Here is a 25,427-nt window from a genome sequence, read left to right on the forward strand (position 1 = left end):
GCCACGCGGCGCTGGTGACGCAGGAAGCCGTCGCCCAGCGCGGCGCCGACTGGCCTGCCGCCTGGCAATGCACGGCGCTGGGCAGCATGCGCATGCTGCTGGCGGCTGGGCGTGCGCATGCGCTGGCGCGCGGCGTGCCGGCAGCGTCCGCTTCCGTGCCTTGCCGCATGCAGGACGTCTTGCCGCATGCGTTTGCCAGTCCCACGCATTCGCTGCTGTGCGGCGAAGAGCGGGGCCGCCATGCCGATGGCTGGCGCGGCGCGGCCGGGCGGACCATCCGCTACTGGAGCGACGATGCGCAGTTGCTGCTCGGCTATGTGCAATCGGGACGGGCACTGGCCTACCTGCCCGACTTCGCCGTGCGCGCGCACGGTCTGCTGCAGCTCGAACTGGCCGGCAGCGTCGATTGCAGAGAGCAGGTGCTGCTCGTGTGGGATGGCGCGCTGGCGGGGCAATGGCTGTGCGAAATGGCGCGGCAGTTGCCGCTTGCTTTGACGATTGCATCGAATTAAGCAACAAACTATTGCGGTTTATTGGGTTTTTCTGCCGGATTAAGCAACGTAAGATGCATGCATCCCAATCATCTTGTGAAGGCACATCATGTTCTCCAAATCCATTGCCAGCATTCTTGTTTCCACCGTGTTTGCCGCCGGCGCCGCCTCGGCCGCCGCCAGCGCTCCCCTGACCCTGGAAGTCTTCAACCCGGGTGAAGCGGCCATCTTCCCCGTCGCTTCCGTGCTGGTCGCGGGCAAGCATGACGCCGTGCTGATCGATGCGCAATTTTCGCGCACCGAAGCGCAAAAACTGGTGGAAAAGATCCGCGCCAGCGGCAAGAAGCTGACGACGGTGTACATCAGCCACAGCGATCCCGATTTTTACTTTGGCCTCGACGTGATCAAGGCAGCGTTCCCGCAGGCAAAAATCGTCGCCACGCCGGAAACCGTGGCCGAGATCCGCCGCAAGGCCGACGCCAAGGTCGCGTACTGGGGCCCCATCCTGAAAGACAATGCGCCGCACGGCATCGTCATTCCGGACGCGTTGAAAGGCAAGCGCATCAGCCTGGAAGGCCAGTCGCTGGACATCGCCGGCCCGACGCCATCGCGCACCTATGTGTGGATTCCGTCGATCAAGGCCGTCGTCGGTGGCGTGGTGCTGTTTGGTAACTTGCACGTGTGGACGGCCGATACGCAAAGCCTGCAATCGCGTCAGGACTGGCTCAAGACGCTGGACGGCATCGCCGCCCTGAAGCCTGTCACCGTCGTGCCCGGCCACTTCAAGGTGGGTTCCAGCATGACGCCTGACAGCATCGGCTTTACCCGCGACTACCTGGTGACGTTCGAAGGGGAAACGGCGAAGGCGGCCAATTCCGCCGCCCTGATCGAGGCCATGAAGCAGCACTACCCGAACCTGGGCCTCGATGGCGCGCTGGAAACGAGCGCGAAAGTGGCCAAGGGCGAGATGAAGTGGTAAATCGGTAGTAAACACCGTGGCGCGGCGCCTGCACGGGCCGCGCCGCCTGGACTGAAACGCATTCAAGCATCAAGGAGCCAGCATGGCGTACCCTACACTGCATTACATTTTCGATCCCCTGTGCGGCTGGTGCTACGGCGCCGCGCCGCTGGTCGAGGCGGCGCGCGCCGTGCCCGGACTGACGGTGGCCTTCCACGGCGGCGGCATGATGACGGGCAGCAATCGCCGCCAGATCACGCCCGCCTGGCGCGGCTATGTGCTGCCGCACGACCGGCGCATCGAGCAATTGTCCGGCCAGCCGTTCGGCGACGCCTATGTCAACGGCTTGCTCAACGACACCACGGCCATGATGGATTCGGAACCGCCAATCACGGCCATCCTGGCTGCGGAAGTGCTGGCCGGAAAGGGCCTGGACATGCTGCAGCGCGTGCAGCGCGCCCATTACGTGGATGGCTTGCGCATTGCCGACCTGCCCGTGCTGCTGGCGCTGGCGCAGGAACTGGGCATGGACGGCGCCGCATTCGAGGCCGCGTATGCGCGGCAGGCGGGCGCCGCCACGCAACGGCACATCGATGCCAGCCGCGCCTTGCTGGCGCGCGTGGGCGGCCAGGGCTTTCCCACCTTCGTGCTCGACGATGGCAACGGCAAGCTGTCCGTGATCGATATCGGGGAATTCCTGGGCCAGCCGGCGAAGCTGCAGGCGCAGCTGGGCGGCGTGTGCGACGCCCATGGCTGTGCATTGTAAATATCTATCGATTCGATAAAATCAATTAGCTTTTCCTTTGTTGTTGCACTCGTTACACTGTTTGCATCAGTCAACAACGAAGGAAAAGCAGCCATGAGCCAACAGCCGCCATTCAGCACCGCGTCGGGCATCCCCGTCGCCGACAACCAGAATTCCATCAGCGCCGGTCCCCGCGGCCCCCTGCTGCTGCAAGACTTCCACCTGATCGAAAAGCTCCAGCATTTCAACCGCGAGCGCATTCCCGAGCGCGTGGTGCACGCCAAGGGTTCGGGCGCCTACGGCACCTTTACCGTCACGCACGATATCTCGCGCCATACCAAGGCCAAGCTGTTCAGTGAAGTGGGCAAGCAGACGGCCACGTTTGCCCGCTTTTCCACCGTCGGTGGCGAGCGCGGCAGTGCCGACACGGAACGCGATCCGCGCGGCTTTGCCGTGCGCTTCTATACGGAAGAGGGCAACTGGGATTTGGTCGGCAACAACACGCCCATGTTCTTCATCAAGGACCCGATCAAGTTCCCCGACTTTGTCCACACGCAAAAGCGCGATCCGCAAAGCAATTTGAAATCGGCGGAAATGATGTTTGACTTCTGGAGCCATGCGCCGGAAAGCCTGCACCAGGTCACTATGCTGTTCTCGGACCGCGGCACGCCGGACGGCTACCGCCACATGGATGGCTTCGGCAGCCACACGTATAGCCTGATCAACGCGGACGGCCAGCGCGTGTACGTGAAGTGGCACTTCAAGACGCGCCAGGGCATCAAGAATTTGCCTGCGGCGGAAGCGGGCCGCCTGGCCGGCGCGGACCCCGACTACGCCCAGCGCGACCTGTTCGGCGCCATCGAACGCGGCGATTTTCCCCAGTGGGAAGTCAAGCTGCAGGTGGCGACCGAAGAGCAACTGGCCCAGTGGGAGCAGCGCACGGGCTGGAACCCGTTCGACCTGACGAAAGTGTGGCCGCACGCAGACTTCCCGCTGCTGCCCGTGGGGATTTTCGAGCTGAACCGCAACCCGGACAATTACCACGCGGAAGTCGAGCAAGCGGCCTTCTCGCCCGCCAACGCCGTGCCCGGCATGGGGTATTCGCCGGACAAGATGCTGCAAGGCCGGCTGTTCGCCTACCACGATGCCCAGCTGTACCGCGTCGGCACGAACCACCAGCACTTGCCCGTGAACGCGGCCCGCTGCCCCTTCCATAACCAGCAGCGCGACGGCAGCATGGCCATCCACAATGGCGGCGCGGCACAGAACTATGCGAACGTGGCGGCGGCAGGCACGCAGCCGCAAGGCCTCGGCCATGGCGAAGGGGCGCTGGCGCTGGCGGGCAGCGCGGCGCGCTTCGATGGCCGCGGCGTGGAAGACGACTACACGCAGGCCGGCAATCTGTTCCGTCTGATGTCCGCCCAGGCAAAGCAAAACCTGTTCGACAATCTGGCAGGACCGCTGAGCCAGGTGCGGCCGGAAACCTTGCAGCGCCAGTTGGGCCACTTCGACCGGGCCGATGCCGCGTATGGCGCCGGCGTGCGGGCCGCCCTGCAGGCGCGTGGCGTGGCACTGTAATGGAGTGTTGCAGGCGGAACAGTCCTGTTCCGCCTGTTTGATGCAGCACAAATTAGAAGGGGATACCAAATATTGCCGTATGGACATATTTGCCTTCCATGCGTAGACTTGTCGATCTGATGATCGCGTCGTCTTCCTGGCGGCGTCCTGACTAGAAAGTCTTGCAATATGAATATGGCGAAGCTGTCGGTGCATGGGGATGACCCCACGCTCAAATCCATCCTCGAAGTCTTGCCCACCGATCCGGAGCGGCAATGGCGCAAGGGCGAGGCGAAGGGCGCGGGCCGCGTGCATCTCGATTCCGGCTTCGACGTACTGATCGCGCAAGCCTCCAAATCGCAAGTGTTGCCTTCGCGCATACGCAGCTACCTGGCCGAATGCCGCTCGCGCGGCGTCACGTTCACCATGCCGCGCATCGTGGCCGAACTGCAGCTGGAACTCAATGGCGACGACACCGTCGATGCGCCGCTCGACCTGAGCCTGGCCGACATGCAGCACCTGACGGAAATGGGCATCAGCCTGAGCCTGGTGACGCGCAGCGCCGCAGCCTGATTCCCGTGTGACATCGAAAAATGGCCGTCCAACAATGCGTTGGGCGGCCATTTTGCGTTACGGCTCTTCGAGCTCGACGGTGACCATATTGTCGTCCGGCTTGCGGTCGATCAGCTTGTTGTCGGGATCGATGCCCGCCTTGCCGGGCCGGCTGCCGACGATGACGGTATAGCTCGCTTCGCGCGCTGTCATGCGCAGGCGTTCGCGCAGCAGCGGATGGCCGTTCGCGTCGTCGACGCCGATCTCTATCCAGTCGTGCAGGGGCGCGTCGTGTTCCTCGCCCTGTTCGCCGGCCGTCAACTTGCTCGCCTGCACCTTGAGGGTGACGGCGTACTTGCCATCGCTGCGCTTGACGGCCGTGGCCGACAGGGCGCGGTTATCGAACAGCACGATTTTCTCGAACAAATCGTCGATCAGGTAAGCCTGCTCGGGCGGCGTGACCTGGCGCAAGCCGGCAATCAGCGCCGTCACGCTGGCATACGGCGGGCCTTTCTGGCCATAGGTCTTGAGCAAGTCGCGCAGCACGCCGTTGACCTTGTCTTCGCCGATCATGTCTTGCAGCAAGTACATGGCCAGGCTGCCCTTGTGGTAGTGGATGTAGGGCTGGTTTTCATTGTCGGCCAGCGGCAATTCCTTCTTGCGCTCTTCGCTGCGCCCCATCAGGTATTGATTCAGGTCATAGCGCAGGAAGCGGCGCATCTTGGCCGGCCCCACGGTTTTCTTCATCACCATCAGGGCCGAGTATTCGGCCAGGGTTTCGCTGAGCACGGTGGCGCCTCGCGTGTTGCCACCGACCAATTGATGCGCCCACCACTGGTGTGCCACTTCGTGCGCCGTGATGTAGAACGGATAGTCGAGGTCTTTCGGATTCTTGTCGTCCACCTTGGCGATGAAGCCCAGGCCTTCCGAATACGGAATGGTGTTGGGGAACGATTGCGCATACGTGGCGTAGCGGGGGAACTCGACGATGCGCAGCACCTTGTGCTGGTAGGGGCCGAAGTTTTTCGTGTAGTACTCGAGCGCTTCCTTGCTGCCGCGCACGAAGCGTTCGAGATTGTATTCATGCCCGGGCTGGTAATACACGTCGATGGACACGTCTTGCCAGCGCTCGTGCTTGACGGCGTAGCGGGCCGACTGGAACGAATAGAAGTTCAGGATCGGCTGTTCCATCGTGTAATGGAAGTAGTGGCGGCCCTTGGCGATCCAGTCGTTGTCCAGCATGCCCGGCGCGATGGCCGTCTGGCCGTCGACGGTGCTGACGGTGGCGTCGAAGTTGATGCGGTCGGCATCAATGCTGACGTAATTGTCGGCCAGCCCCCGCGCATCGTCGCGCGGCAAGGCCCGCTCGCGCGCGGGCAAGCCGTGTTTCTTGCGGTCGCGCGGGTCCGTCAACTCCAGCTGCGGCTGGTAACCGATGTGCGGCAGCACGGCATTCGTGAAGAAGGTGCCGTTGGCCACCACGGGCGTGTCCTGGCCCAGGCCGAAGATGCCGCGGGGGGCATAGGAAATGTCGAAATCGAGGCCCAGGCTGGCGCCCGGCGCCAGCGGCGCGGCCAGGCGGTAGCTGTAAAAGCCCAGCTTGCCGTCATCGAGGCCCGGATGCACGCGCGCATCGAAGCGCAGCCGCATGGTGGCGGTGGGATCTTGCTGCACAAAAATGTGGCTGATCGGCAGGCTGGTCTTGTTTTGCAGCACATAGCGGCCCGTGACGGCCAGGGTGCGCTGCGCCGGATAGATGGCCACGTCGAGTTTCACGTCGGTGATTTTCGGCTGCGGCGTGGCGGCAAACTTGCGGTACTGGCGCTCGGCACTGGCGCGGTCCGCATCGCGGGCGAATTCGGACTTGTAATCGTTGGCCACATGGAAGACGTAGAACAGCACGGCGCCCGCGCCCACGAAGACCACGGCACCGCCGGCAAAGCTGGCCAGCACGCCTTGCGTCAGACCGTGGCGCGCCAGGCGCAGGCGGATGCGCCAGCTGTCCTGCGCGCCGCGGGGCCAGAACAGCAGCGACAGTACGGTCAGCATGACGGCCGCGCCGCTCCAGTACAGCAAGTACCAGCGCTCGCGCAGCAGGTAGTGGCCGGCGCCGTTCATGGCCGAATACACGAAATCCGGCGTGTTGCCGTACAGCAGCAGCGGGTCGCCCAGGCCCAGCGAGGAAAAGCTGATGCTGGCGATGTGGTACAGAATCATGGCGAAATACGCCAGGTATTTGTGATTGATCACTACCTGCAGGAAGATGGCCAGCACGGCGATCAGCGCGTAGGACGGCAGGTGCGACAGGAACAGCGATTCCAGGTACAGGCCAGGGTCGAGGCGGTAATAGCCCTTGAAGACCTGGATCGACATGCCGCACAGCATGATGACCAGGCTCAGCAGTGCTTGCAGGCCGATCAGCGCAAACAGCTTCGACAGCAGGGGCAGCCAGTTCGGCACGGGCAGGGCGTCGAGCATCAGGTGCGTGCCCGCCTCGCGTTCGCGCCACACCAGTTCGCCCGCATAGAAGGTGGTAATGATCAGCATGAACAGGGCGAACGAGGCGCTGACCATTTCCAGCACCTTTTCCGTGACCGGATAGGTATTCGTGCCGTAGATGGAGCCCATGTCGAGCGCGCCGCCATACATGGTCAGCACGCCGGCCAGCACGATGACGACAAAATAGATGTTCTTGATGGTTTCGCGCAGGTTCAGCCAGCTCATCTTGAGGAGCAGGGCGGCCAGGCTGCGCTGCGCAAAGTCGGGCGCTTCCTGCGTGGACAGCGAGGCGTTCGACAGGCGCAGCGGCACGTCGCCGTCGCTGCGGCGCTTGCTGGCGCCCGCGTCCGTCGTGGCGTGGAACTGGAAGCGCCAGTAGCCGAGCAGCAAGGCCACGAGGGCGAAGCCGGACCAGATGGCGCGGTTCAGCAGGTACACGCCTTCCAGGCTCACCAGGCGGGTGTTGCGCTCCGCATTCGGCCAGTATTCCGTCAGGCGTATCAGCGCCGTCGTGCCGAAGGGGTCGATCAGGGCGGCCAGGGTCTTGTAGTCGAGGTCGCGCGCCAGCGACGGGGCCACCAGGTAGCCGATCAGCATCACCACGGAGCTGATGTAGACGGGCAGCATGCGCCGCGTCAGGGCCGCGATGACGAAGAAGATGGTGCCGAAGATGAACAGATTGGGCAGCAGGGTGAACACATACGGCATCAGGTAGGCCAGCGCGCGCTGCGGCCCCAGCCGTTCCGGGTCGATGCCGGGCAGCCAGGCGCCCAGCCAGGCGCCCAGCACGATGCTGGAAAACACCACCGCCAGCACCAGGTAGGCGCCCAGGAAGCGGCCGAAAACATACTGGTATTTCCGGATCGGCGCGCTGAAGAAGAAATGCTGCATGCCGTATTCGAAATCCTGCTGCACCGAGCGGCCCATCATGGCGGCCACCACGACGGCGCCGAAGCAGCCCAGCAGGCTGCACGTAAACGCCAGCGAGCGGGGCGCGTTGATCAGGAACTTGCCGCCGAAACTGATGCTCGCTTCCTTGAAGACGCCGCCGGCGGCGGCCATCCACAGCATGGCCAGCGCCAGGAACATGACGAAGTACACCCAGGTGGACAGCAGCTTGAGCCGCTGTCGCGCTTCAAAGCGGGCGATGGCAAACATGGCCGCCCCCTCAGTCGCACTGCGGGGCGACGCGGTGGCGCCCGGCAATGGTGGCGAAATACAGGTCTTCCAGGTCGCCGATGGCTTCCTCGAAGCCGTCGCCCGGGTCCGTGTCGCTGTAGACGTGGATCAGGGTGCGGCCCGACAGCAAACGCGTGGAAATGACGGCGTGGCGCTGCTGGAAGCTGGCCAGCTCCTTCTTCTCGACAAAGCGCGCCCAGATCTTGCAGCTGACTTCGTCGATCAGTTCCTGGGTCTTGCCGCACAGCAGTAAATGGCCCTTGTTGATGATGGCCATGTTGGCGCACAGGTCGGCCACGTCGGACACGATGTGGGTCGACAGGATCACCGTCTTGTCTTCGCCGATGTCGGACAGCAGGTTGTGGAAGCGCACGCGCTCCTGCGGGTCCAGGCCGGCCGTCGGTTCGTCGACGATGATCAGTTTCGGGTCGCCCAGCAGGGCTTGCGCGATGCCGAAGCGCTGGCGCATGCCGCCGGAAAAGCTGCCCAGGCGCTGGTGGCGCACGTCGAACAGATTGGTTTGCTGCAGCAGGCCATCGACGACTTCGCGCCGGCGCGCCCGCTGCGACAGGCCTTTCAAGGTGGCAAAGTGGTCGAGCAGCTCGTAGGCCGTCACTTTCGGGTACAGGCCGAAGTCTTGCGGCAGGTAGCCCAGCATGCGGCGGATCTCGTCCTTGTCGTCGAGCACGTCGTAGTCGCCGAAGAAGATGGAGCCGGAATCGCACTCCTGCAAGGTGGCCAGGGTGCGCATCAGGGTCGACTTGCCGGCGCCATTCGGGCCCAGCAAGCCAAACATCCCCGGCGGTATCGTCAGCGACACGTTATCCAGCGCCACCACGCCATTCGCGTAGGTCTTCGACAATTTGCGAATCTGCAATTCCATACAACTCCTAACTCATGCGTTGCAGCCCGATGGTGCAGGGCTTCTCTATGCTGGCATTGTATTGAATTTAAGACGTACTGGGCAGTTGCATGCGATACACGGCATTTTCGTGTGCCCAGAGTGCAATTGGACGGGGTGGGCGGCGCGCCCGTCTGGGCCGTGCATGGGGGCCTGTTTCGCCCCGCCGGCGCGCCGCGTGACCATCAGTTACGAAACAGCACCGATTCCCGGTTGAACCACCAGCGACACAGCATCAGCAGCGCGCCCGCGATCACCGTGGTCGACGCCAGGATCACGCCAAACATGCGGTAATCCATGGTGCCCTTGACCAATTCCTTCATGGCCAGCGACACGTTCGTCAGCGGCACCATGGCCCACATCCAGTTCAGCTCGACGCCCGGCAGCATGGCCGCCACCGTGGGCAGGATGACGAACAGCATCAGCGGCGTGATCATGCCGGCCGCTTCCTTGTAGCTTTTCGCGTAGATCGAGATCGACAGCAGCAGCGAGGCGAAGATGGCCGCCGTCGGCACCAGCATCAGGGTCACCATGGCCAGGTCGGGCAAGCCGATGCTGCGCACCATGACGGCCATGTGGCCTTCCAGCGAACTGCCGAAGATGGCCAGCAGGGCGCCCATGCTGCCCACCATCAGCACGGCCGAGGTCATGCCGACGGTAAACAGCACGAGGAACTTGGCCAGCACGATGGCGCTGCGCGGCACGGGCGCCAGCAGCAGGGTTTCCAGGGTGCCCCGCTCCTTTTCGCCCGCGCCCAGGTCGATGGCCGGATACATGGCCGCCGTCAGGCACACCATCAGCAGCAAGTAGGGCAGCATGCCGCCGACGATGGCGCCCATCTGCTCGCGCTCGTTGGCCGTCGATTGCTTGTCGAGCACGATGGGGTGCAGGGCAAAGGCCAGCTGGGCCGGACTCAGGTTCAGGGCCGACAGCGCCCCTTCGCGCAGGCTGGCGTTGTAGGTGTCGACGATTTCGCGCACCCGCTGCTGGGTCACATCGACCGTGCTGGCGCTGTTGTAGTGCAAGGTCACCTTGGCTTGTTGATGTTGCTGCAATGCATCCTCAAAATGGGGCGGAATGACGACGGCAAACTTGATGGTGTCGTCGCCGATGGCGCGGCGGATCTCCGTCTCGCTGGCCAGTGGCACTTCGCGCAAGTTGTGCTGCTGCGCAAAACGCGCGCTCAAGCCCGGCGAATGGTCCTTGCCGAACAAGGTGTAGCGCATTTCCGCCGTCTTGGCGTTCTTGAACATATTGCTCGATACATAAGCGAAGCCGCCAAAGATCAGCGGCATGGCAAAGATGGGGATCAGGATGGTGAAAATCAGCGTCTTGCGGTCGCGCGTGAGTTCCAGCAACTCTTTCAGATAAATGGTCCACATGGCTCAGGCTCCCTGGTTGATGACGCTGACAAAGGCGTCGTACAAGTCCGCGCTGCCGCCCAGGTGGCGCAGTTCGTTGACCGTGCCGTTGAAGGCGGTGGTGCCGCGGTTGATGATGCAGACGCGGTCGCACAGCTTTTCCACCTCGTGCAGGTGGTGCGTGGAAAAGATCAGCGGCACGCGCAGCGCCTTGTAGCTGGCGATGAAGTCGAGCAGGATCTTGGCCGACATCACGTCGAGGCCCGTCGTCGGTTCGTCGAGGATCACCACCTGCGGCTCATGCACGACGGTGCGGGCGATCGCGCACTTCTGCTTCATGCCCGTCGACAACTGGTCGGCCCGCTTGCCGCCATATTCCTCCATTTGCAGCAGGGCAAACAGTTCGTCGCAGCGGCGCTTCAGCTTGTCGGCCGGCATGCCGTGCAGGCGGCCGAAGTATTCCACGTTTTCGCGCGCCGTCAGGCGGCCATACAGTCCCGTCGAGCCGGACAGGAAACCGATGCTCTGGCGCGCCACCAAGGGCTGCTGCAGCACGTCGACGCCGTTGACGAGGGCGCTGCCCGCGTCCGCCTGCAGGGCCGTCGACAGCAGGCGCAGGGTTGTGGTCTTGCCGGCGCCGTTCGGCCCCAGCAGGCCCAGCACTTCGCCGGGGGCGCAGCTGAAACTGACGTCGCGCACGGCGTGAAACCAGCCGTCGTGTTCGCGCGGATCGCTGACGTGCACGGCCTTGCCCTTGTGGGGCGGCATGCGGAATCGTTTTGCCAGATGCTTGACTTCAATCATGTGTTTGATCCAATCGTAAGGAAGAATCAGAGTAGCATGTAAAAAATGTAACTTGCAAGATGGAAATATCGTTTGGTCTATTGAAAAAAACAGCATCTTCATGCAAGCTGGCCCGGTGGGCGCCGGCGGACGGCGCGGGAGAGCGCAATGCAAACGATCGATCAGGCAATGCAGGACAAGGTACTGGCCGTGGCGCGCGCCGGCATGACCAGCGCCGAAGCCATCGGTTTCTTCCGCGTCAGCCTGGGCCTGTACTACCTGGCGGGCCTGATGACGGAAGAAACGCTCGATTTCAAGGAGATCGACGCCCGCTATAACCGCTTCATCTACCATTCGCTAGGCGGCGGGCACAGCATTGCCAGCGTGCTGCAATTCATGAGCGGCGAAAAAGTCTTGCGCGTGCTGCAATCGCCGCGTTTTCGCGCCGCGTTTGCCGAACACTGCCCGGACATTCCCGTCGACAGCATTTCCTTCCTGATTTCTCTGAACCTGGGCGTGGCGAAAAGCCTGTCCGGCCTGGACGCCGTCGGCCCCGTGGTGGACTGGATCGAGCAGGAAAAAGCGCGCACAAGTCAATAAAGCCCCGTTCACCCTGCGCGCGGCGTGGGTACGGCTGGCCCCGATCGTCCTATAATTCATGTTTTCCTCTACATGAATAGCCACGATGACCGCGCACCGCTACTTTGATCCCCTGGACCGTTTGATTGTTGGCGCCGACAAGGCCCTGCGCGTCATGGCGGGCGTGGCTTCCGCTTCGCGCCCGTCGCCGGCCGCGCACGCACCCGATGCGGAGCTGAGCGCGGCCGAGCAGCGCCATAGCGCCGGCTTGATGCGCGTCAACCATGTGGGCGAAGTGTGCGCGCAAGCCCTGTACAACTCGCAGGCGCGCTATGCGCACAGCCCCGCCATCCGCGCCCAGTTCGATGAAGCGGGACGCGAAGAGGAAGACCACCTGGCCTGGACGGCGCAGCGCCTGACGGAGCTGGGCTCGCGTCTGAGCCTGCTCAATCCCCTGTGGTATGCGGGTTCGTTTGCGCTGGGCACCATCGCCGCGCGCATGGGCGACGGCCGCAGCCTGGGCTTTGTGGTGGAAACGGAGCGCCAGGTGGAAGCGCACCTGGCCAGCCACCTGGAAGAATTGCCGCCGCAGGACGCGAAATCGCGCGCCATCGTCAAGCAGATGGCCATCGACGAAGTGGAACACGGCGCCGCCGCCCAGCGACTGGGCGCCATCGATACCCCGGCGCCCGTGAAGGCGCTGATGGGCATCATGGGGAAAGTGATGACGAAAACGGCGTATTACATTTAAAACAAAGGCGCTCTGAAGAGCGCCTTTTTTATGCATGCCCGAGCCGTGAAACGCCTGACAAAACCGTAGCGAGCGGAAGGGAGAGGTGGTCGAGAAGCGCAACCGTGCTGGAGCACGGTGAGCATCGCAGGCCGCCTATACCGACGCGCAGTAGGTTTGGTCAGGCGCTTTCTTCGATGATCTCGAAGGAATGGGTAATCTCCGCCGTTTTCGCCAGCATGATCGACGCCGAGCAATATTTGTCATGCGACAAGGCCACGGCCCGTTCCACGGCCGTCGGTTTCAGGGCCTTGCCCCGCACGGTGAAGTGAAAGTGGATCTTGGTAAACACTTTCGGGTCGGTCTCGGCGCGGTCGGCCTTCAGGGTCACTTCGCAGCCGCTCACGGCTTCGCGGCCCCGTTTCAGGATCAGTACCACGTCATAGGCGGTGCAGCCGCCCGTGCCCAGCAAGACCATTTCCATGGGGCGTGGCGCCAGGTTGTGGCCGCCGCCATCGGGCGCGCCATCCATGGTCACCAGGTGGCCGGAACCCGTTTCTGCCCGAAAACTCATGCCCGACGGGCCATTCCAGCTGACTTTGCATTCCATCGTACTCTCCGAAAATTGTAAGCGTTTTGTATTGTAATAGAGGAATGCCTGTCCATGTGCCGCCCGCGGGGCCGCAGCCGGCCTGCATTGCGGCTTGACGCGGCACGGCAAAGCCGCTTATACTTGTCGGCTTTCCGTTCGCTCAGGAAAAGTAAATAAGGCAGAGTCCGCACAGCAACATCGGCGGAACCACCATTTGAGCGTGTAATCTATTAGGAAGTCAACATGAAAACATTTTCCGCTAAAGGACATGAAGTCCAGCGCGATTGGTTCGTGGTTGACGCGACGGACAAAGTCCTCGGACGTGTTGCCAGCGAAGTGGCACTCCGACTGCGCGGCAAACACAAACCAGAATTTACTCCTCACGTCGATACCGGCGACTTCATCGTCGTCATCAACGCAGGCAAACTGCGTGTGACCGGTACCAAAGCTACTGAGAAAATTTACTACCGTCACTCTGGCTATCCAGGCGGCATCTACGAAACCAACTTCCAGAAAATGCAACAGCGTTTTCCAGGTCGCGCGCTTGAGAAAGCGGTCAAAGGCATGCTGCCTAAAGGCCCACTCGGCTACGCAATGATCAAGAAGCTGAAAGTGTACGCGGAAGGTTCCCATCCGCACGCTGCTCAGCAACCTAAAGCACTTGTTCTCTAAGGAACTGACATGATCGGTAATTACAATTATGGAACCGGCCGTCGCAAAAGTGCAGTGGCTCGGGTTTTTATCAAAGTTGGCACAGGCTTGATCGTTGTTAACGGCAAACCAGCAAACGAATACTTTTCGCGCGAAACGGGTCTGATGGTCATCCGTCAACCACTGGAACTGACCGGCAATGTCGAGCGTTTCGACATCAAAGTCAACGTCCATGGCGGCGGTGAGTCGGGCCAGGCTGGTGCAGTTCGTCACGGCATCACCCGCGCTCTGATCGACTACGATGCAGCGTTGAAACCGGAACTGGCGAAAGCCGGCTTCGTGACCCGCGATGCACGTGAAGTCGAGCGTAAAAAAGTTGGTCTGCGCAAAGCACGTCGCGCAAAGCAATTCTCGAAGCGTTAATTCTTACGCTGCAGCACCTTCCGGGTGCTGGACGAAAAGCCGCTGGACTTCGGTCCCGCGGCTTTTTTGCATTTCAGCGGCTTGCGCCGTTGCGCTGTAAAATACGCGGAAAACCCCCATGGGGGCGTTTCCCTTCATCTTTATGCAATCTATATACAAGGAAAGAACATGATCAAAGTTGGCATCGTCGGCGGCACTGGATACACGGGCGTGGAATTGCTGCGCTTGCTTGCTACCCATCCAGATGTCGAATTGACGGCGATTACCTCGCGCAAGGAAGATGGCTTGCCCGTTGCTGACATGTATCCTTCCCTGCGTGGTCATGTGAAACTGGCGTTTTCCTCGCCGGACAAGGCAAATCTGGAACAGTGCGACGTGGTCTTCTTTGCCACTCCGCATGGTGTTGCGATGGCACAAGCCCCAGCCTTGCTGGCCGCCGGCGTAAAAGTCATCGACCTGGCCGCCGACTTCCGCCTGAAAGATCAGGCCAAGTTCGAACAATGGTACAAAATTCCCCACACGGCGCCCGAGCTGATAGCCCAGGCCGTGTACGGCTTGCCGGAACTGAACCGCGAAGATATCAAGCAGGCCAAGCTGATCGCCAACCCCGGCTGCTACCCGACCACCATGCAGCTGGGCTTTTACCCGCTGCTTAAGGCGGGCCTCGTCAATGCGGGCGGCCTGATCGCCGACTGCAAGTCGGGTGTGTCCGGCGCCGGCCGCAAGGCGGAGATCGGCATCCTGTTCTCGGAGGCAAGCGACAGCTTCAAGGCCTACGGCGTGGCCGGTCACCGCCACCTGCCGGAAACGACGGCGCAATTGCAGCGTTTCACGGACGAGAAAGTGGCGCTGACCTTCACGCCGCATCTGGTGCCGATGATCCGCGGCATGCATTCGACCCTGTACGCGCAACTGAACAAGGATGTCAGCAATGAAGAATTGCAATCCTTGTTTGAAGAGCAATACAAGGATGAGCCTTTCGTCGACGTGATGCCATTCGGCTCGCATCCGGAAACGCGCTCCACGCGCGGCTCGAACATGCTGCGCCTGGCCTTGCACCGTCCCGAAGGCGGCAACACCGTCATCGTGCTGGTGGTACAGGACAACCTGGTCAAGGGCGCATCGGGCCAGGCCGTACAGTGCATGAACTTGATGTTTGGCCTGAAAGAAACGGCCGGTTTGCAACACATCGCCCTGCTGCCGTAAATTTAGGCACGGGGGCTTGCGCAGGTCCGGCGCCTTTTTGCCGGACCTGTGATAAATTGGACTGCCACGTACACCGACAGGATGACGTTCATGTTCGAGCGCAATGCGAAAAACCCCATCGACACCTTGATCGGCGCTTCCACGCGGATCGAAGGCGACTTGCTGTTTTGCGGCGGCTTGCGCATTGATGGCCATGTGCGCGGCAACGTCACGGGCGAGCCGGGCGACCCCACCTATGTGGTGCTGGGCGAGGCAGGGCGCATCGATGGCGAAGTGCGCTGCTCGAGCCTGGTTGTCAGCGGCGAGATCAATGGTCCCGTGTATGTGTCCGAAATGCTTGAAATCCAGCCGAAAGCCCGCATTGTAGGAGAGGTCTACTACAAGGTGCTGGAAATGCACAGCGGCGCCCTGGTGCAAGGCAAGCTCAGCCGGCACGACAGCGCCGACCCCGTGCTGCACCTGGCCGTCTCGGAAATGTGAGCAGGAACAACACCAGCCAGCCGCGCCAGCGGCCGCCGCAGCGAGAGTTGTGCCAACAGTCTATAATGAGGCTATGTTTTCTGAGGAGTCTGAAATGAATGCAGTCGCTGAAATGCAAGATGTGATCCCATCGCCTATCATCTTTACCGATAGCGCCGCCGAAAAAGTCGCGCAGCTGATCGAGGAAGAAGGTAATCCCGACCTGAAATTGCGCGTATTCGTGCAGGGTGGCGGCTGTTCCGGCTTCCAGTACGGCTTCACCTTCGATGAAATCGTCAACGAAGATGACACCACCATGGTCAAGAACGGCGTCCAGCTGTTGATCGATTCCATGAGCTACCAGTACCTGGTCGGCGCGGAAATCGACTACAAGGATGACCTGGAAGGCGCGCAGTTCGTAATCAAGAATCCGACAGCCACGTCTACCTGCGGTTGCGGTTCGTCGTTCTCCGTTTAAGCACTAAACTGGGCAAGCAAGAAAATAGCGGATCGATGATCCGCTATTTGTGTTTCTACGCCGGCTCAGCGCGGGTACAGCGCGCCCAGCACCCGTAATCCCTGCGCACCTGTCACCGCCGGCAAGTTGCCCGGCTTGCGCTGCGTAAAGCGCCAGGCCAGCCAGGCGAATGCCAAGGCTTCGACCTGGCTGGGCGCCACGCCCAGCGCTTCGGTAGATTCCACCGCCATGCCCGGCAATTCGGCGGCCAGCGCCGCCATCAGGCTGGCGTTCTGCGCGCCGCCGCCGCACACATATACCGTCTCCGCCTGCGCCCCGTCGCGCACGATGGCTTGCGCCAGGCTGGCGGCCGTCAGTTGGGTCAATGTCGCCTGCACGTCGGCCGGCGTGGCATGGGGATGGCTGGCCAGCTTGCTGTTCAGCCAGTCGGCATGAAAAAGGTCGCGGCCCGTGCTTTTCGGCGCCGGCAAGGCAAAGTAGGCTTCGTTCAGCAGCTCGGCCAGCAGGGCAGGGATGGGCTGGCCCGTGGCGGCCCAGGCGCCGTTGGCGTCGTAGGGCTGGCCCAGGTGCTGCAAGGCCCAGCCATCCATCAGCGCATTGCCGGGCCCCGTATCGTAGCCCGTCACCGTGCCATCCGCGTGCAGCACGCTGATGTTGCCGATGCCGCCGATATTGGCCAGCACGCGCGTATGGCCGGGCAGGTTGAAAATGGCCTGATGAAAGGCGGGTACCAGCGGTGCACCCTGGCCGCCCGCCGCCACGTCGCGGCTGCGCAGGTCGGCGATGACGTCGATGCCCGTCAGCTCGGCCAGCAGGGCCGGGTTGTTCAGCTGGCGCGTAAAGCCCAGTTCCGGGCGGTGGCGGATGGTCTGGCCATGCGCGCCGATGGCGGCGATGGCGTCCGGGCCGATGCCTGCATTGCTGAGGAGCATGGCAACGCAATCGGCGTAATGGCGCACGAGCTGGTTTGCCGCCAGCGCTTCGCGTTCGATTTCATTCTGGCCGGCACTTTGCAAGGCCATCAGGTCGGCGCGCAAACTGGCGGGAAAGGCGATATACGCGTCGCCCAGGCTGCGCGTGCCCTCGTCGGAAAAGTCGACCAGCGCGCCGTCGACGCCATCGAGGCTGGTGCCCGACATTAAACCGATATACAGCATGGTGTTTCCTTGAATGCGTCAGTGATGATGTGCATTGTGCCGCATTTGTGCCGGGCGCAAAAGCGCGCAGGAAAAAACAAAAGCGCGCGGGAAAAAACAAAGGCACCGGCCAACTGCATGGGCGGTGCCTTTGTTTGTTGCCCGAAGGCAGTGTCGATTAACGCGCAGCCAGTGCCGTGTCGTTCGGACGCAGCAGGGTGAAGCGGTGCATCATGTCGGCCGACACCATGCGGAAGCGGCTCAGCTCGGCAGCCGTCAATGGCGCCTGGGCTTGTACGTTCAGCTTGCTTGGGTCTTGTGCCACGCCAGCGACGCGGAATTCATAGTGCAAGTGGGCGCCCGTGGACCAGCCCGTGGTGCCGACGTAGCCGATCACATCGCCCTGGCTCACTTTTTGACCTTTTTTCAGACCGGAAGCGAAGCGGCTCATGTGTGCATAGGCGGTCGTGTAGTTGGCCCAGTGTTTCAGGACAACGACATTGCCGTAGCCATTTTGCATGCCGACGGAATCGACCACGCCGTCGCCCGACGCGCGGATAGGCGTACCGGTGGCTGCAGCAAAATCGATGCCCTTGTGCGCTTTCCAGTTGCCGGAAATCGGGTGCACGCGCATGGAGAAGCCGGACGAGATGCGGGAAAATTCGAGGGGGGATTTCAGGAAGGCTTTTTTGAGGGACTTGCCGTCGAAACTGTAGTAACCGCCGCCTTGCTTGCTGGCTGGGTCTTCGAACCAAACGGACTGGTAAGTCGTGCCGCGGTTGGTGAATTCACCGGCCAGGATACGGCCCGCTCGGACGAATTCGCCATCTTGCCAGAACGTTTCGTAGACCACGTTGAACGAGTCGCCGCGTTTCAGGTCGGAGCGGAAGTCGATATTGGTGGAAAACATTTCCACGATTTGCGCGGAAATCGAGTCTGGCAGGCGGGTGCCGTCCAGGCTGGAGTCGGTGGCGGCGAACAGGGTGGAAGTAATCTTGCGCGCGTGCATTTCAACGCGGCGTTCCAGCTGGGCTGCCACTTCCGTGGCCACGAACTTGTCGCCCTTGCGGGTGATCAGGATGTTCTTGACCGATTTGTCCGTACCGTCGACGAGCGTGGCGCGCATCCAGTTGAGGTCGCCGTTTTCGGTCGTTTGCGCCTGTACGCGCTTGCCCGATTTCAGCAACATCACGCCGCGCGCGATCTTGTCGGTTTTAATGAAATTGGCGGCCGCCGCATCATCCACGCCGAGACGGGTCAGCAAGGTGGCGAGGGTATCGCCGGCGCGGACTTTTTCTTCGTGGGTGAAGTTCTGGTCTACCTGTTCCATCGCGGAAATTTGCGAGGCGAGATCCGGCATTTCCAGGTTCTGGGCGATGGACGTGACCGGCAAGTCGGAAGCGTCGGGCGCCATGGGCGACACAGCGACCGCGCCGAAGGCGGCCACGGCGAGCAGCACTGCGGAGGCACCGATAATGCGTGCCTTGCGTGTCGTCGTCAGCTGTGTGTACAAGCGTGAGCCTGTGATTTTATGTATAGGGTTCATGCAATCAGTTAAAATTTGCCCTTGAACGATTCGTGAACTAGTGCTCTTTGTTATTGTTATTTTGGTTCGTTTTCATACGGCAAGATTGATGGGATCGAGCATTATAGCAAACTCCGCAAACCTACTACCATTTTGAGATCTACAGTCAAATTTTATGGAAATCAACACCACCGCATCGCCTACAAAGGCTAACGCCGCTCAGACCGCGCTTCCGCTGTCGGACAGAGTACAAGAAGCCCTCGCGATTACCAAGCGTGGCGTCGACGAACTCTTGATCGAAAGCGAATTTGCGCAAAAATTAGCACGCTCCGAGAAAACCGGTGTTCCACTGCGCATCAAACTGGGTCTGGACCCGACTGCACCCGACTTGCATCTGGGCCATACTGTCGTACTGAACAAGATGCGCCAGCTGCAAAACCTGGGCCATCAAGTCATTTTCCTCATCGGCGACTTCACGTCCATGATCGGCGACCCTTCGGGCCGCAACGTCACGCGTCCGCCCCTGACCAAGGAACAGATCGAGATTAACGCGATGACGTATTTCGCGCAAGCATCTTTAGTGTTGGATGCCAGCAAGACCGAAATCCGCTATAACTCCGAGTGGTGCGATCCGCTGGGCGCGCGCGGCATCATCCAGCTCGCTTCCCACTACACGGTGGCGCGCATGATCGAGCGCGACGACTTCACCAAGCGCTTCCAGGGCGGCATTCCTATTTCCGTACATGAATTCCTGTACCCGCTGATGCAAGGCTACGACTCGGTGGCCCTGAAATCGGACCTGGAACTGGGCGGCACGGACCAGAAGTTCAACCTGCTGGTGGGCCGCGAACTGCAAAAGCAGTACGGACAGGAGCAGCAGTGTATTTTGACCATGCCTCTGCTGGAAGGTTTGGACGGCGTGGAAAAAATGTCCAAGTCGAAGAATAACTACATCGGCATCACCGAGCCGGGCAACACCATGTTCGCCAAGCTGATGAGCATTTCCGACGTCATGATGTGGCGCTACTACGAGCTGCTGTCGTGGCGCTCGATCGCCGAACTGGCGCAGCTGAAGCGCGAAGTCGAGGAAGGCCGCAATCCGCGCGATGCCAAGGTTGCGCTGGCGCAAGAAATCGTCGCCCGTTTCCACTCGCAGCAGGCGGCGGAAGAGGCGCTGGCCGACTTCGTCAACCGCTCGAAGGGCGGCATCCCCGACGATATCCCGGAAGTGGCCTTGGCCGGCGCGCCGCTGGGTATCCCGCAATTGCTCAAGCAGGCGGGCCTGTGCCCATCGACGTCGGAAGCCATGCGCAAGATCGACCAGGGCGGCGTGCGCATCGACGGCACCGTCATCAGCGACAAGGCTCTGCAAGTGGCGGCCGGCCAGTTCGTGTTGCAAGTTGGCAAGCGCAGTTTCGCGCGCGTCACCTTGACGGCATGATCGCGCTGCTGCAGCGCGTCACGCAGGCGAAAGTCGATGTGGCGGGCGCCACCATCGGCGCCATCGACGCGGGACTGATGGTGCTCGTGTGCGCCGAGCGGGGCGATACGGAGAAGGAAGCGGACGCCCTGCTGGCCAAGCTGCTCGGCTATCGCGTGTTTGCCGACGAGGCGGGCAAGATGAACCGCAGCGTGACGGACGTGGCCGGCGGCTTGCTGCTGGTGCCTCAGTTTACCCTGGCGGCCGACACCAAGTCCGGCACGCGCCCCTCGTTTACGCCGGCGGCCGCGCCGCAGGATGGCTTGCGCCTGTTCACGCATTTCGTGGAGCAGGCGCGCAGCCGTCACGCGTGCGTGCAGACAGGGCAGTTCGGCGCCGACATGCAAGTGTCGCTGACGAATAACGGGCCGGTCACCTTCTGGCTGCAAGTGAATGCCAAATAAGCGCCAAGTGAGCGCAAAGCAAAAATTATAAAGAGGAGCAAGCGATGAGATTGTGGAGCGAGACGTTTCGTGATGGCGGCCTGATGCCGGCCGACCATGCCTTTGCCGAGATCGATCCGGCCAGCCGCGTGCGCCTCGCCGGCAACCGCAATCCCCATCTGGCCTGGGACGAGGTGCCGAACGGCACCGAGTCGCTGGCCCTGTTCTGCATCGACCCCGATGCGCCGCAAGACGCCAGCCTGGCCAATGTTGAAGACCAGGCCCTGCCGCTGACGGCGCCGCGCGGCGATTTTTATCACTGGAGCTTGCTCGATTTGCCGACTGCCATGCGCTCGATTGCCGCAGGGCAGTTTTCCAGCGGCATCACGGCGCGCGGCAAGCAAGCCCCCACCGTGTCCTGGCCGGACAGCAGCGGCACCTATGCGTTGCGCCAAGGCATCAATGATTACACGGCCTGGTTTGCCGGCGATGCGGGCATGGGCGGCGATTACTATGGTTACGACGGTCCGTGTCCGCCATGGAATGACGAGCGCATCCATCATTATATTTTCCGCCTGTATGCGCTCGACGTGCCGCACCTGGCATTGCCCGAGCGGTTTACGGGGCAGCAAGCCCACGCCGCCCTCTACGGCCACATCCTCGACGAAGCCCAGCTCGTCGTCGCCTACTCGCTCAACCCCGAGCTGGCACTTACCCTGAAGAAATAACGCATGAGCACCACGATTTTACTGATACGCCATGGCGAGACGGCCTGGAATGCGGACCGCCGCCTGCAGGGCCATATCGACATCGCCCTGAACGAGGCGGGCCTGGCGCAAGCGGGGGCGCTGGGGCAGGCGCTGGCGGACGAACCGCTGGCGGCCATCATCGCCAGCGATCTGCAGCGCGCGCAGCAGACGGCGCAAGCCGTGGCCGACGTGAAAGGCTTGCCCGTGCAAACGGACCCCTTGCTGCGCGAGCGCTGCTATGGCGCCTTCGAAGGCTTGCTGTACGCGGACATCGCCGCACGCTATCCGCACGAATATGCGCAATGGCAATCGCGCCAGATCGACGCCGTGATGCCGTCGGGCGAGCGCCAGGCCGAAAGTTTCCGTCAGTTCTATGCGCGGGCAAATGGCGCCATTGCCCGGTGGGCGGGGCAATATGATGGCCAGACGATCGCCATCGTGGCGCACGGCGGCGTGCTCGAGTGCGCCTACCGCGAGGCCGTCGGCATGACGCTCGACAGTCCACGTGACTTCCAGGTGAAAAATGCCAGCGTCAACCGCTTTTCGTATGCGGATGGCAAGCTGCATTTAGTGCACTGGGGAAATATCGAACACCTGAGCGCACCCGCGATGGACGAGCTGGGCTAAGAGCCGGGCGAGTCGCCGGACGGGCTCGCCGATCCCCTGTTTTGCTGTGCTGCACAAGCGGGACGGGTTTCCAGGCGCACTGAAGTACAAAAAATAGTGCTTATTAAATAGGCAGGGAATCGGTTAAAATAGCAGGTTCCTCCGTCCATTCCAGGTTCCTCAGTGCAAATCGGCCCTCACATTCTGCGCAACAACGTTTTCGTCGCTCCCATGGCGGGCGTGACGGATCGGCCTTTCCGCCAGTTGTGCAAGCAGCTCGGTGCCGGCTATGCCGTGTCGGAGATGGCGGCGTCGAATCCGCGCCTGTGGGCCACGGAAAAAAGCTCGCGCCGCACGGACCACGAAGGCGAAATGGAGCCCAAGGCCGTGCAGATCGCCGGTGCCGATCCGCAAGACCTGGCCGATTGCGCCAAGTTCAACGTGGACCGGGGCGCGCAGATCATCGACATCAACATGGGTTGCCCCGTGAAGAAGGTGTGCAACAGCTGGTGCGGTTCGGCCCTGTTGCAAGATGAAAGCCTGGTCGAGAAGATCTTGCACGCCGTCGTCAATGCCGTCGACGTGCCCGTCACCCTGAAGTTCCGCACGGGCTGGAACCGTTCCAACAAGAATGCCCTGACCATTGCCCGCATCGCCGAACAAGCGGGCATCCAGATGCTGACCTTGCACGGCCGTACGCGTGCCGACGGCTACAAGGGCGATGCTGAATATGAAACCATTGCCGCTGTGAAAGCATCGGTGGGTATCCCCGTGGTAGCCAATGGCGACATTACCAGCCCGGAAAAAGCCCGCTTTGTGCTGGATCAAACGGGCGCCGATGCCGTCATGATCGGCCGCGCGGCGCAGGGCCGGCCATGGATTTGCCGCGAGATCGATCATTTCCTGCGCACGGGCACCTTGCTGCCGGCGCCGTACGTGGATGAAGTGCGTACCCTGATGGATGAGCATTTGCGCGCCCATTACGCGTTTTATGGCGAATTCCTCGGCGTGCGCACGGCGCGCAAGCACATCGGCTGGTACGTGAAAGACCTGGAAGGCGGCGAAGCGTTCCGCCAGCAAATGAATTTGCTGGAGTCGACGGACGCGCAATTGCTGGCCGTCGATCAATTTTTTGAGTCGCAATGGAAATTTGGCGAACGGTTACAATACCGCCTCGCCGAATCCAGTGAAAGTGGCCTAATCGATGTGATCAAACCGATGGCCACGGCAGCATGAGCAGATAGCAAGAAAGTTACGTATAAGTTACGCAGTAAGTGAAAAGCAATACAAGGGCGAGCGCCTATACAGAGCGTCATGCAATATTAATTACAACACCGAGACAAGACGGCAGCAGGCGGCCCGCATGAGCGACGCGGCAGCGGATTGTCAGGTGTTCAGCCGGTTGAAGCATACAAATGAGCAAAGAAAGCATTCAGGAAGTCGTACAGAAAAGTCTAGAAGATTACTTCAATGACCTGGGCGAACAGCAAGCATCGAATATCTACGACATGGTCGTGCTGACCGTGGAAAAGCCCATCCTGGAAGTCGTGATGACACGCGCCGATGGCAACCAGTCGCACGCCGCGCAGATGCTGGGCATCAACCGCAATACCCTGCGCAAGAAATTGCAGGAGCACGGTTTGCTGTAATGCCGGCATGCAAGTGACGCCAAGATTTGAATCCGCCGCAGCCCCGCACGGGCTTGCGCCATTCGCCAAGAACACTTAACCACCTAGCCACAGCCATGATCAAACAAGCTCTCCTCTCCGTTTCCGACAAGACCGGCGTTCTCGAATTCGCCCGCGCCCTGTCCGCCCTCGGCGTCAACCTCCTGTCCACGGGCGGCACTGCCAAATTGCTGGCAGATAACGGTGTTCCCGTCACGGAAGTTGCCGATTACACGGGTTTCCCGGAGATGCTCGATGGCCGTGTGAAGACCCTGCACCCGAAAGTGCACGGCGGTATCCTGGCGCGCCGCGATTTCCCTGAACATATGTCGAAACTGGTCGAGCACGACATGCCGACCATCGACATGGTGGTGGTCAACCTGTACCCGTTCCAGGGCACGGTGGCCAAGGCGGATTGCACCCTGGAAGACGCGATTGAAAACATCGATATCGGCGGCCCGACCATGCTGCGTTCGGCAGCCAAGAACCACAAGGACGTGGTCGTCATCTGCGACCCGACCGACTATGACGCCGTGCTGGCGGAAATGCGCTCGGCCGACGGCAAGGCCGGCGACGTGAGCTACGACACCAAATTCATGCTGGCGAAAAAAGTCTTTGCGCACACGGCGCAATACGATGGCGCCATCACCAACTACCTGACCAGCCTGGGCCCGACGAAGGTGCACGCCGAGCGCGGCGCCTATCCGCACATCCTGAACGTTGCATTTGAGAAAGTGCAAGACATGCGTTACGGTGAAAACCCGCACCAGAGCGCCGCCTTCTACCGCGACCTGGTCACCACCGATGGCGCGCTGGCCAACTACCGCCAGCTGCAAGGCAAGGAATTGTCGTACAACAACATCGCCGACGCCGATGCGGCCTGGGAATGCGTGAAGAGCCTGGGCGGCTTCGAGCAAAGCGCTGCCTGCGTGATCGTCAAGCACGCGAACCCGTGCGGCGTTGCCCTGGGCAAGAATGCGGCCGAAGCGTACGCGCGCGCGCTGCAGACGGACCCGACCTCGGCATTCGGCGGCATCATCGCCTTCAATACGGAACTCGATGGCGCCACCGCTGGTGAAATCGCCAAGCTGTTCGTGGAAGTGCTGATCGCGCCGTCGTTCTCCGCCGAAGCAAAACAAATTCTGTCGAGCAAGCAAAACGTGCGCATGCTGGAAATCCCGCTGGGTGCAGGCGTCAACGCCATGGACTTCAAGCGCGTCGGTGGCGGCTTGCTGGTGCAATCGCCGGACGCGAAAAACGTGGGCATCGGCGACTTGCGCGTGGTCAGCAAACTGCAGCCAACGCCGCAGCAATTGTCGGACCTGATGTTCGCCTGGAAAGTGGCGAAATTCGTCAAGTCGAACGCCATCGTCTTCTGCGGCAATAACATGACCCTGGGCGTGGGCGCAGGCCAGATGAGCCGCATCGATTCGGCCCGCATCGCTTCGATCAAGGCACAGAACGCAGGCCTGAGCCTGACAGGTTCCGTGGTGGCGTCGGACGCCTTCTTCCCGTTCCGCGACGGCCTCGACGTCGTCGTCGACGCGGGCGCCACCTGCGTCATCCACCCGGGCGGCTCCATGCGCGACCAGGAAGTGATCGATGCGGCGGACGAGCGCGGCGTCGTGATGCTCTACACGGGTACGCGTCACTTCCGTCATTAAGAAGGCGGTCTAAACCTACTGCGCGGCGTGGGGCGCGGCCTGCGATGCTCACTGTGCTACAGCACAGTTGCGC

26 protein-coding genes are annotated in these 25,427 nt (G+C 61.6%); 19 read left to right on the forward strand and 7 right to left on the reverse strand.

The genetic code is table 11. The features are described 5' to 3' along the window. The 5 genes from GCN75_RS22005 to GCN75_RS22025 all read left to right on the forward strand — a co-directional run. A partial coding sequence (locus GCN75_RS22005; RefSeq protein WP_264372556.1) for a LysR substrate-binding domain-containing protein occupies positions 1-512 on the forward strand: 512 nt, incomplete at its 5' end. 88 nt (positions 513-600) lie between these two features. Beyond that, a complete protein-coding gene (locus GCN75_RS22010) occupies positions 601-1,470 on the forward strand; it encodes an MBL fold metallo-hydrolase (protein WP_193317603.1) in 870 nt (289 codons plus the stop codon). An 82-nt stretch (positions 1,471-1,552) separates the two neighbouring features. Continuing rightward, positions 1,553-2,215, forward strand: a complete 663-nt coding sequence (locus tag GCN75_RS22015) for a DsbA family protein (protein ID WP_152284297.1) — start codon at positions 1,553-1,555, stop codon at positions 2,213-2,215. Positions 2,216-2,308: 93 nt separating this feature from the next. Then, a complete protein-coding gene (locus GCN75_RS22020) occupies positions 2,309-3,772 on the forward strand; it encodes a catalase (RefSeq protein ID WP_152284298.1) in 1,464 nt (487 codons plus the stop codon). A 168-nt stretch (positions 3,773-3,940) separates the two neighbouring features. Then, the gene (locus GCN75_RS22025) at positions 3,941-4,324 is read left to right on the forward strand and encodes a hypothetical protein (RefSeq protein ID WP_152284299.1); all 384 of its coding nucleotides are present in this window, start codon (positions 3,941-3,943) and stop codon (positions 4,322-4,324) included. Between the two features lie 57 nt (positions 4,325-4,381). Here GCN75_RS22025 and GCN75_RS22030 read toward each other — a convergent pair whose 3' ends face one another. The 4 genes from GCN75_RS22030 to GCN75_RS22045 form a co-directional block, all read right to left on the reverse strand. Continuing rightward, positions 4,382-7,960: an ABC transporter permease/M1 family aminopeptidase gene (locus GCN75_RS22030; RefSeq protein ID WP_152284300.1), complete on the reverse strand. Its 3,579-nt coding sequence runs from the start codon at positions 7,958-7,960 to the stop codon at positions 4,382-4,384. Between the two features lie 10 nt (positions 7,961-7,970). After that, positions 7,971-8,864: an ABC transporter ATP-binding protein gene (locus GCN75_RS22035; RefSeq protein ID WP_152256184.1), complete on the reverse strand. Its 894-nt coding sequence runs from the start codon at positions 8,862-8,864 to the stop codon at positions 7,971-7,973. Positions 8,865-9,067: 203 nt separating this feature from the next. Beyond that, positions 9,068-10,264: an ABC transporter permease gene (locus GCN75_RS22040; protein WP_152284301.1), complete on the reverse strand. Its 1,197-nt coding sequence runs from the start codon at positions 10,262-10,264 to the stop codon at positions 9,068-9,070. A gap of 3 nt (positions 10,265-10,267) precedes the next feature. Beyond that, positions 10,268-11,047 carry an ABC transporter ATP-binding protein gene (locus GCN75_RS22045; protein ID WP_152284302.1) on the reverse strand — a complete coding sequence of 260 codons (780 nt, stop codon included), beginning with the start codon at positions 11,045-11,047 and terminating at the stop codon, positions 10,268-10,270. Positions 11,048-11,194: 147 nt separating this feature from the next. Between GCN75_RS22045 and GCN75_RS22050 the strand changes: the two genes are divergently transcribed. Together GCN75_RS22050 and coq7 are read left to right on the forward strand one after the other, a co-directional pair. Next, complete coding sequence (locus GCN75_RS22050) at positions 11,195-11,626, forward strand: hypothetical protein (RefSeq protein WP_152284303.1); 432 nt, start codon at positions 11,195-11,197, stop codon at positions 11,624-11,626. An 85-nt stretch (positions 11,627-11,711) separates the two neighbouring features. Continuing rightward, positions 11,712-12,356 (forward strand): 2-polyprenyl-3-methyl-6-methoxy-1,4-benzoquinone monooxygenase, encoded by a 645-nt coding sequence (coq7, locus tag GCN75_RS22055; protein ID WP_152284304.1) that lies wholly within the window; start codon positions 11,712-11,714, stop codon positions 12,354-12,356. A gap of 160 nt (positions 12,357-12,516) precedes the next feature. Here coq7 and GCN75_RS22060 read toward each other — a convergent pair whose 3' ends face one another. Next, positions 12,517-12,945 carry an OsmC family protein gene (locus tag GCN75_RS22060; RefSeq protein WP_071325403.1) on the reverse strand — a complete coding sequence of 143 codons (429 nt, stop codon included), beginning with the start codon at positions 12,943-12,945 and terminating at the stop codon, positions 12,517-12,519. Positions 12,946-13,170: 225 nt separating this feature from the next. Between GCN75_RS22060 and rplM the strand changes: the two genes are divergently transcribed. From rplM to erpA, 5 genes are all read left to right on the forward strand, one after another. After that, on the forward strand, positions 13,171-13,599 hold the full coding sequence (rplM, locus tag GCN75_RS22065; RefSeq protein WP_010393282.1) for a 50S ribosomal protein L13: 429 nt from the start codon (positions 13,171-13,173) through the stop codon (positions 13,597-13,599). 9 nt (positions 13,600-13,608) lie between these two features. After that, a complete protein-coding gene (rpsI, locus tag GCN75_RS22070) occupies positions 13,609-14,001 on the forward strand; it encodes a 30S ribosomal protein S9 (protein WP_010393285.1) in 393 nt (130 codons plus the stop codon). 168 nt (positions 14,002-14,169) lie between these two features. Then, complete coding sequence (gene argC, locus GCN75_RS22075) at positions 14,170-15,207, forward strand: N-acetyl-gamma-glutamyl-phosphate reductase (RefSeq protein WP_152284305.1); 1,038 nt, start codon at positions 14,170-14,172, stop codon at positions 15,205-15,207. Between the two features lie 90 nt (positions 15,208-15,297). Further along, a complete protein-coding gene (locus GCN75_RS22080) occupies positions 15,298-15,687 on the forward strand; it encodes a bactofilin family protein (RefSeq protein WP_131376556.1) in 390 nt (129 codons plus the stop codon). A gap of 94 nt (positions 15,688-15,781) precedes the next feature. After that, on the forward strand, positions 15,782-16,144 hold the full coding sequence (erpA, locus tag GCN75_RS22085; protein ID WP_029496047.1) for an iron-sulfur cluster insertion protein ErpA: 363 nt from the start codon (positions 15,782-15,784) through the stop codon (positions 16,142-16,144). Positions 16,145-16,209: 65 nt separating this feature from the next. Here the strand turns inward: erpA and GCN75_RS22090 are convergent, their stop codons facing one another. Together GCN75_RS22090 and GCN75_RS22095 are read right to left on the reverse strand one after the other, a co-directional pair. Further along, on the reverse strand, positions 16,210-17,301 hold the full coding sequence (locus GCN75_RS22090; protein WP_152284306.1) for an anhydro-N-acetylmuramic acid kinase: 1,092 nt from the start codon (positions 17,299-17,301) through the stop codon (positions 16,210-16,212). Between the two features lie 157 nt (positions 17,302-17,458). Then, the gene (locus tag GCN75_RS22095) at positions 17,459-18,826 is read right to left on the reverse strand and encodes a M23 family metallopeptidase (protein ID WP_152284307.1); all 1,368 of its coding nucleotides are present in this window, start codon (positions 18,824-18,826) and stop codon (positions 17,459-17,461) included. Positions 18,827-18,980: 154 nt separating this feature from the next. On the opposite strand from GCN75_RS22095, the gene tyrS reads away from it, so the two are divergent. The 7 genes from tyrS (at position 18,981) to purH (ending at position 25,354) form a co-directional block, all read left to right on the forward strand. Next, on the forward strand, positions 18,981-20,246 hold the full coding sequence (tyrS, locus tag GCN75_RS22100) for a tyrosine--tRNA ligase (RefSeq protein WP_152284308.1): 1,266 nt from the start codon (positions 18,981-18,983) through the stop codon (positions 20,244-20,246). Next, positions 20,243-20,689, forward strand: a complete 447-nt coding sequence (gene dtd / locus GCN75_RS22105; RefSeq protein WP_152284309.1) for a D-aminoacyl-tRNA deacylase — start codon at positions 20,243-20,245, stop codon at positions 20,687-20,689. Before tyrS ends, dtd begins: the two co-directional genes overlap by 4 nt. Positions 20,690-20,733: 44 nt before the next feature. Beyond that, a complete protein-coding gene (locus tag GCN75_RS22110) occupies positions 20,734-21,396 on the forward strand; it encodes a YbhB/YbcL family Raf kinase inhibitor-like protein (protein ID WP_152284310.1) in 663 nt (220 codons plus the stop codon). A gap of 3 nt (positions 21,397-21,399) precedes the next feature. Next, positions 21,400-22,044 carry a histidine phosphatase family protein gene (locus GCN75_RS22115; RefSeq protein WP_152284311.1) on the forward strand — a complete coding sequence of 215 codons (645 nt, stop codon included), beginning with the start codon at positions 21,400-21,402 and terminating at the stop codon, positions 22,042-22,044. Between the two features lie 162 nt (positions 22,045-22,206). After that, positions 22,207-23,259, forward strand: coding sequence for a tRNA dihydrouridine synthase DusB (gene dusB / locus GCN75_RS22120; RefSeq protein WP_152284312.1), 1,053 nt, complete (start codon positions 22,207-22,209; stop codon positions 23,257-23,259). A gap of 179 nt (positions 23,260-23,438) precedes the next feature. Then, the gene (locus GCN75_RS22125; protein WP_008445162.1) at positions 23,439-23,672 is read left to right on the forward strand and encodes a helix-turn-helix domain-containing protein; all 234 of its coding nucleotides are present in this window, start codon (positions 23,439-23,441) and stop codon (positions 23,670-23,672) included. Positions 23,673-23,767: 95 nt separating this feature from the next. Next, a complete protein-coding gene (gene purH / locus GCN75_RS22130) occupies positions 23,768-25,354 on the forward strand; it encodes a bifunctional phosphoribosylaminoimidazolecarboxamide formyltransferase/IMP cyclohydrolase (protein ID WP_152284313.1) in 1,587 nt (528 codons plus the stop codon). Positions 25,355-25,427 lie beyond the last annotated feature (73 nt).

This window comes from Janthinobacterium violaceinigrum, assembly GCF_009208555.1.
GTDB classification, from domain to species: Bacteria; Pseudomonadota; Gammaproteobacteria; order Burkholderiales; family Burkholderiaceae_D; genus Janthinobacterium; species Janthinobacterium violaceinigrum.

Bases quoted from the DNA above. Each gene is read 5' to 3' on its own strand.
- GCN75_RS22010 (WP_193317603.1), top strand. From the start codon at position 601: ATGTTCTCCAAATCCATTGCCAGCATTCTTGTTTCCACCGTGTTTGCC.
- GCN75_RS22015 (WP_152284297.1), top strand. From the start codon at position 1,553: ATGGCGTACCCTACACTGCATTACATTTTCGATCCCCTGTGCGGCTGG.
- GCN75_RS22020 (WP_152284298.1), top strand. From the start codon at position 2,309: ATGAGCCAACAGCCGCCATTCAGCACCGCGTCGGGCATCCCCGTCGCC.
- GCN75_RS22025 (WP_152284299.1), top strand. From the start codon at position 3,941: ATGAATATGGCGAAGCTGTCGGTGCATGGGGATGACCCCACGCTCAAA.
- GCN75_RS22030 (WP_152284300.1), bottom strand. From the start codon at position 7,960: ATGTTTGCCATCGCCCGCTTTGAAGCGCGACAGCGGCTCAAGCTGCTG.
- GCN75_RS22035 (WP_152256184.1), bottom strand. From the start codon at position 8,864: ATGGAATTGCAGATTCGCAAATTGTCGAAGACCTACGCGAATGGCGTG.
- GCN75_RS22040 (WP_152284301.1), bottom strand. From the start codon at position 10,264: ATGTGGACCATTTATCTGAAAGAGTTGCTGGAACTCACGCGCGACCGC.
- GCN75_RS22045 (WP_152284302.1), bottom strand. From the start codon at position 11,047: ATGATTGAAGTCAAGCATCTGGCAAAACGATTCCGCATGCCGCCCCAC.
- GCN75_RS22050 (WP_152284303.1), top strand. From the start codon at position 11,195: ATGCAAACGATCGATCAGGCAATGCAGGACAAGGTACTGGCCGTGGCG.
- coq7 (WP_152284304.1), top strand. From the start codon at position 11,712: ATGACCGCGCACCGCTACTTTGATCCCCTGGACCGTTTGATTGTTGGC.
- GCN75_RS22060 (WP_071325403.1), bottom strand. From the start codon at position 12,945: ATGGAATGCAAAGTCAGCTGGAATGGCCCGTCGGGCATGAGTTTTCGG.
- rplM (WP_010393282.1), top strand. From the start codon at position 13,171: ATGAAAACATTTTCCGCTAAAGGACATGAAGTCCAGCGCGATTGGTTC.
- rpsI (WP_010393285.1), top strand. From the start codon at position 13,609: ATGATCGGTAATTACAATTATGGAACCGGCCGTCGCAAAAGTGCAGTG.
- argC (WP_152284305.1), top strand. From the start codon at position 14,170: ATGATCAAAGTTGGCATCGTCGGCGGCACTGGATACACGGGCGTGGAA.
- GCN75_RS22080 (WP_131376556.1), top strand. From the start codon at position 15,298: ATGTTCGAGCGCAATGCGAAAAACCCCATCGACACCTTGATCGGCGCT.
- erpA (WP_029496047.1), top strand. From the start codon at position 15,782: ATGAATGCAGTCGCTGAAATGCAAGATGTGATCCCATCGCCTATCATC.
- GCN75_RS22090 (WP_152284306.1), bottom strand. From the start codon at position 17,301: ATGCTGTATATCGGTTTAATGTCGGGCACCAGCCTCGATGGCGTCGAC.
- GCN75_RS22095 (WP_152284307.1), bottom strand. From the start codon at position 18,826: ATGAACCCTATACATAAAATCACAGGCTCACGCTTGTACACACAGCTG.
- tyrS (WP_152284308.1), top strand. From the start codon at position 18,981: ATGGAAATCAACACCACCGCATCGCCTACAAAGGCTAACGCCGCTCAG.
- dtd (WP_152284309.1), top strand. From the start codon at position 20,243: ATGATCGCGCTGCTGCAGCGCGTCACGCAGGCGAAAGTCGATGTGGCG.
- GCN75_RS22110 (WP_152284310.1), top strand. From the start codon at position 20,734: ATGAGATTGTGGAGCGAGACGTTTCGTGATGGCGGCCTGATGCCGGCC.
- GCN75_RS22115 (WP_152284311.1), top strand. From the start codon at position 21,400: ATGAGCACCACGATTTTACTGATACGCCATGGCGAGACGGCCTGGAAT.
- GCN75_RS22125 (WP_008445162.1), top strand. From the start codon at position 23,439: ATGAGCAAAGAAAGCATTCAGGAAGTCGTACAGAAAAGTCTAGAAGAT.
- purH (WP_152284313.1), top strand. From the start codon at position 23,768: ATGATCAAACAAGCTCTCCTCTCCGTTTCCGACAAGACCGGCGTTCTC.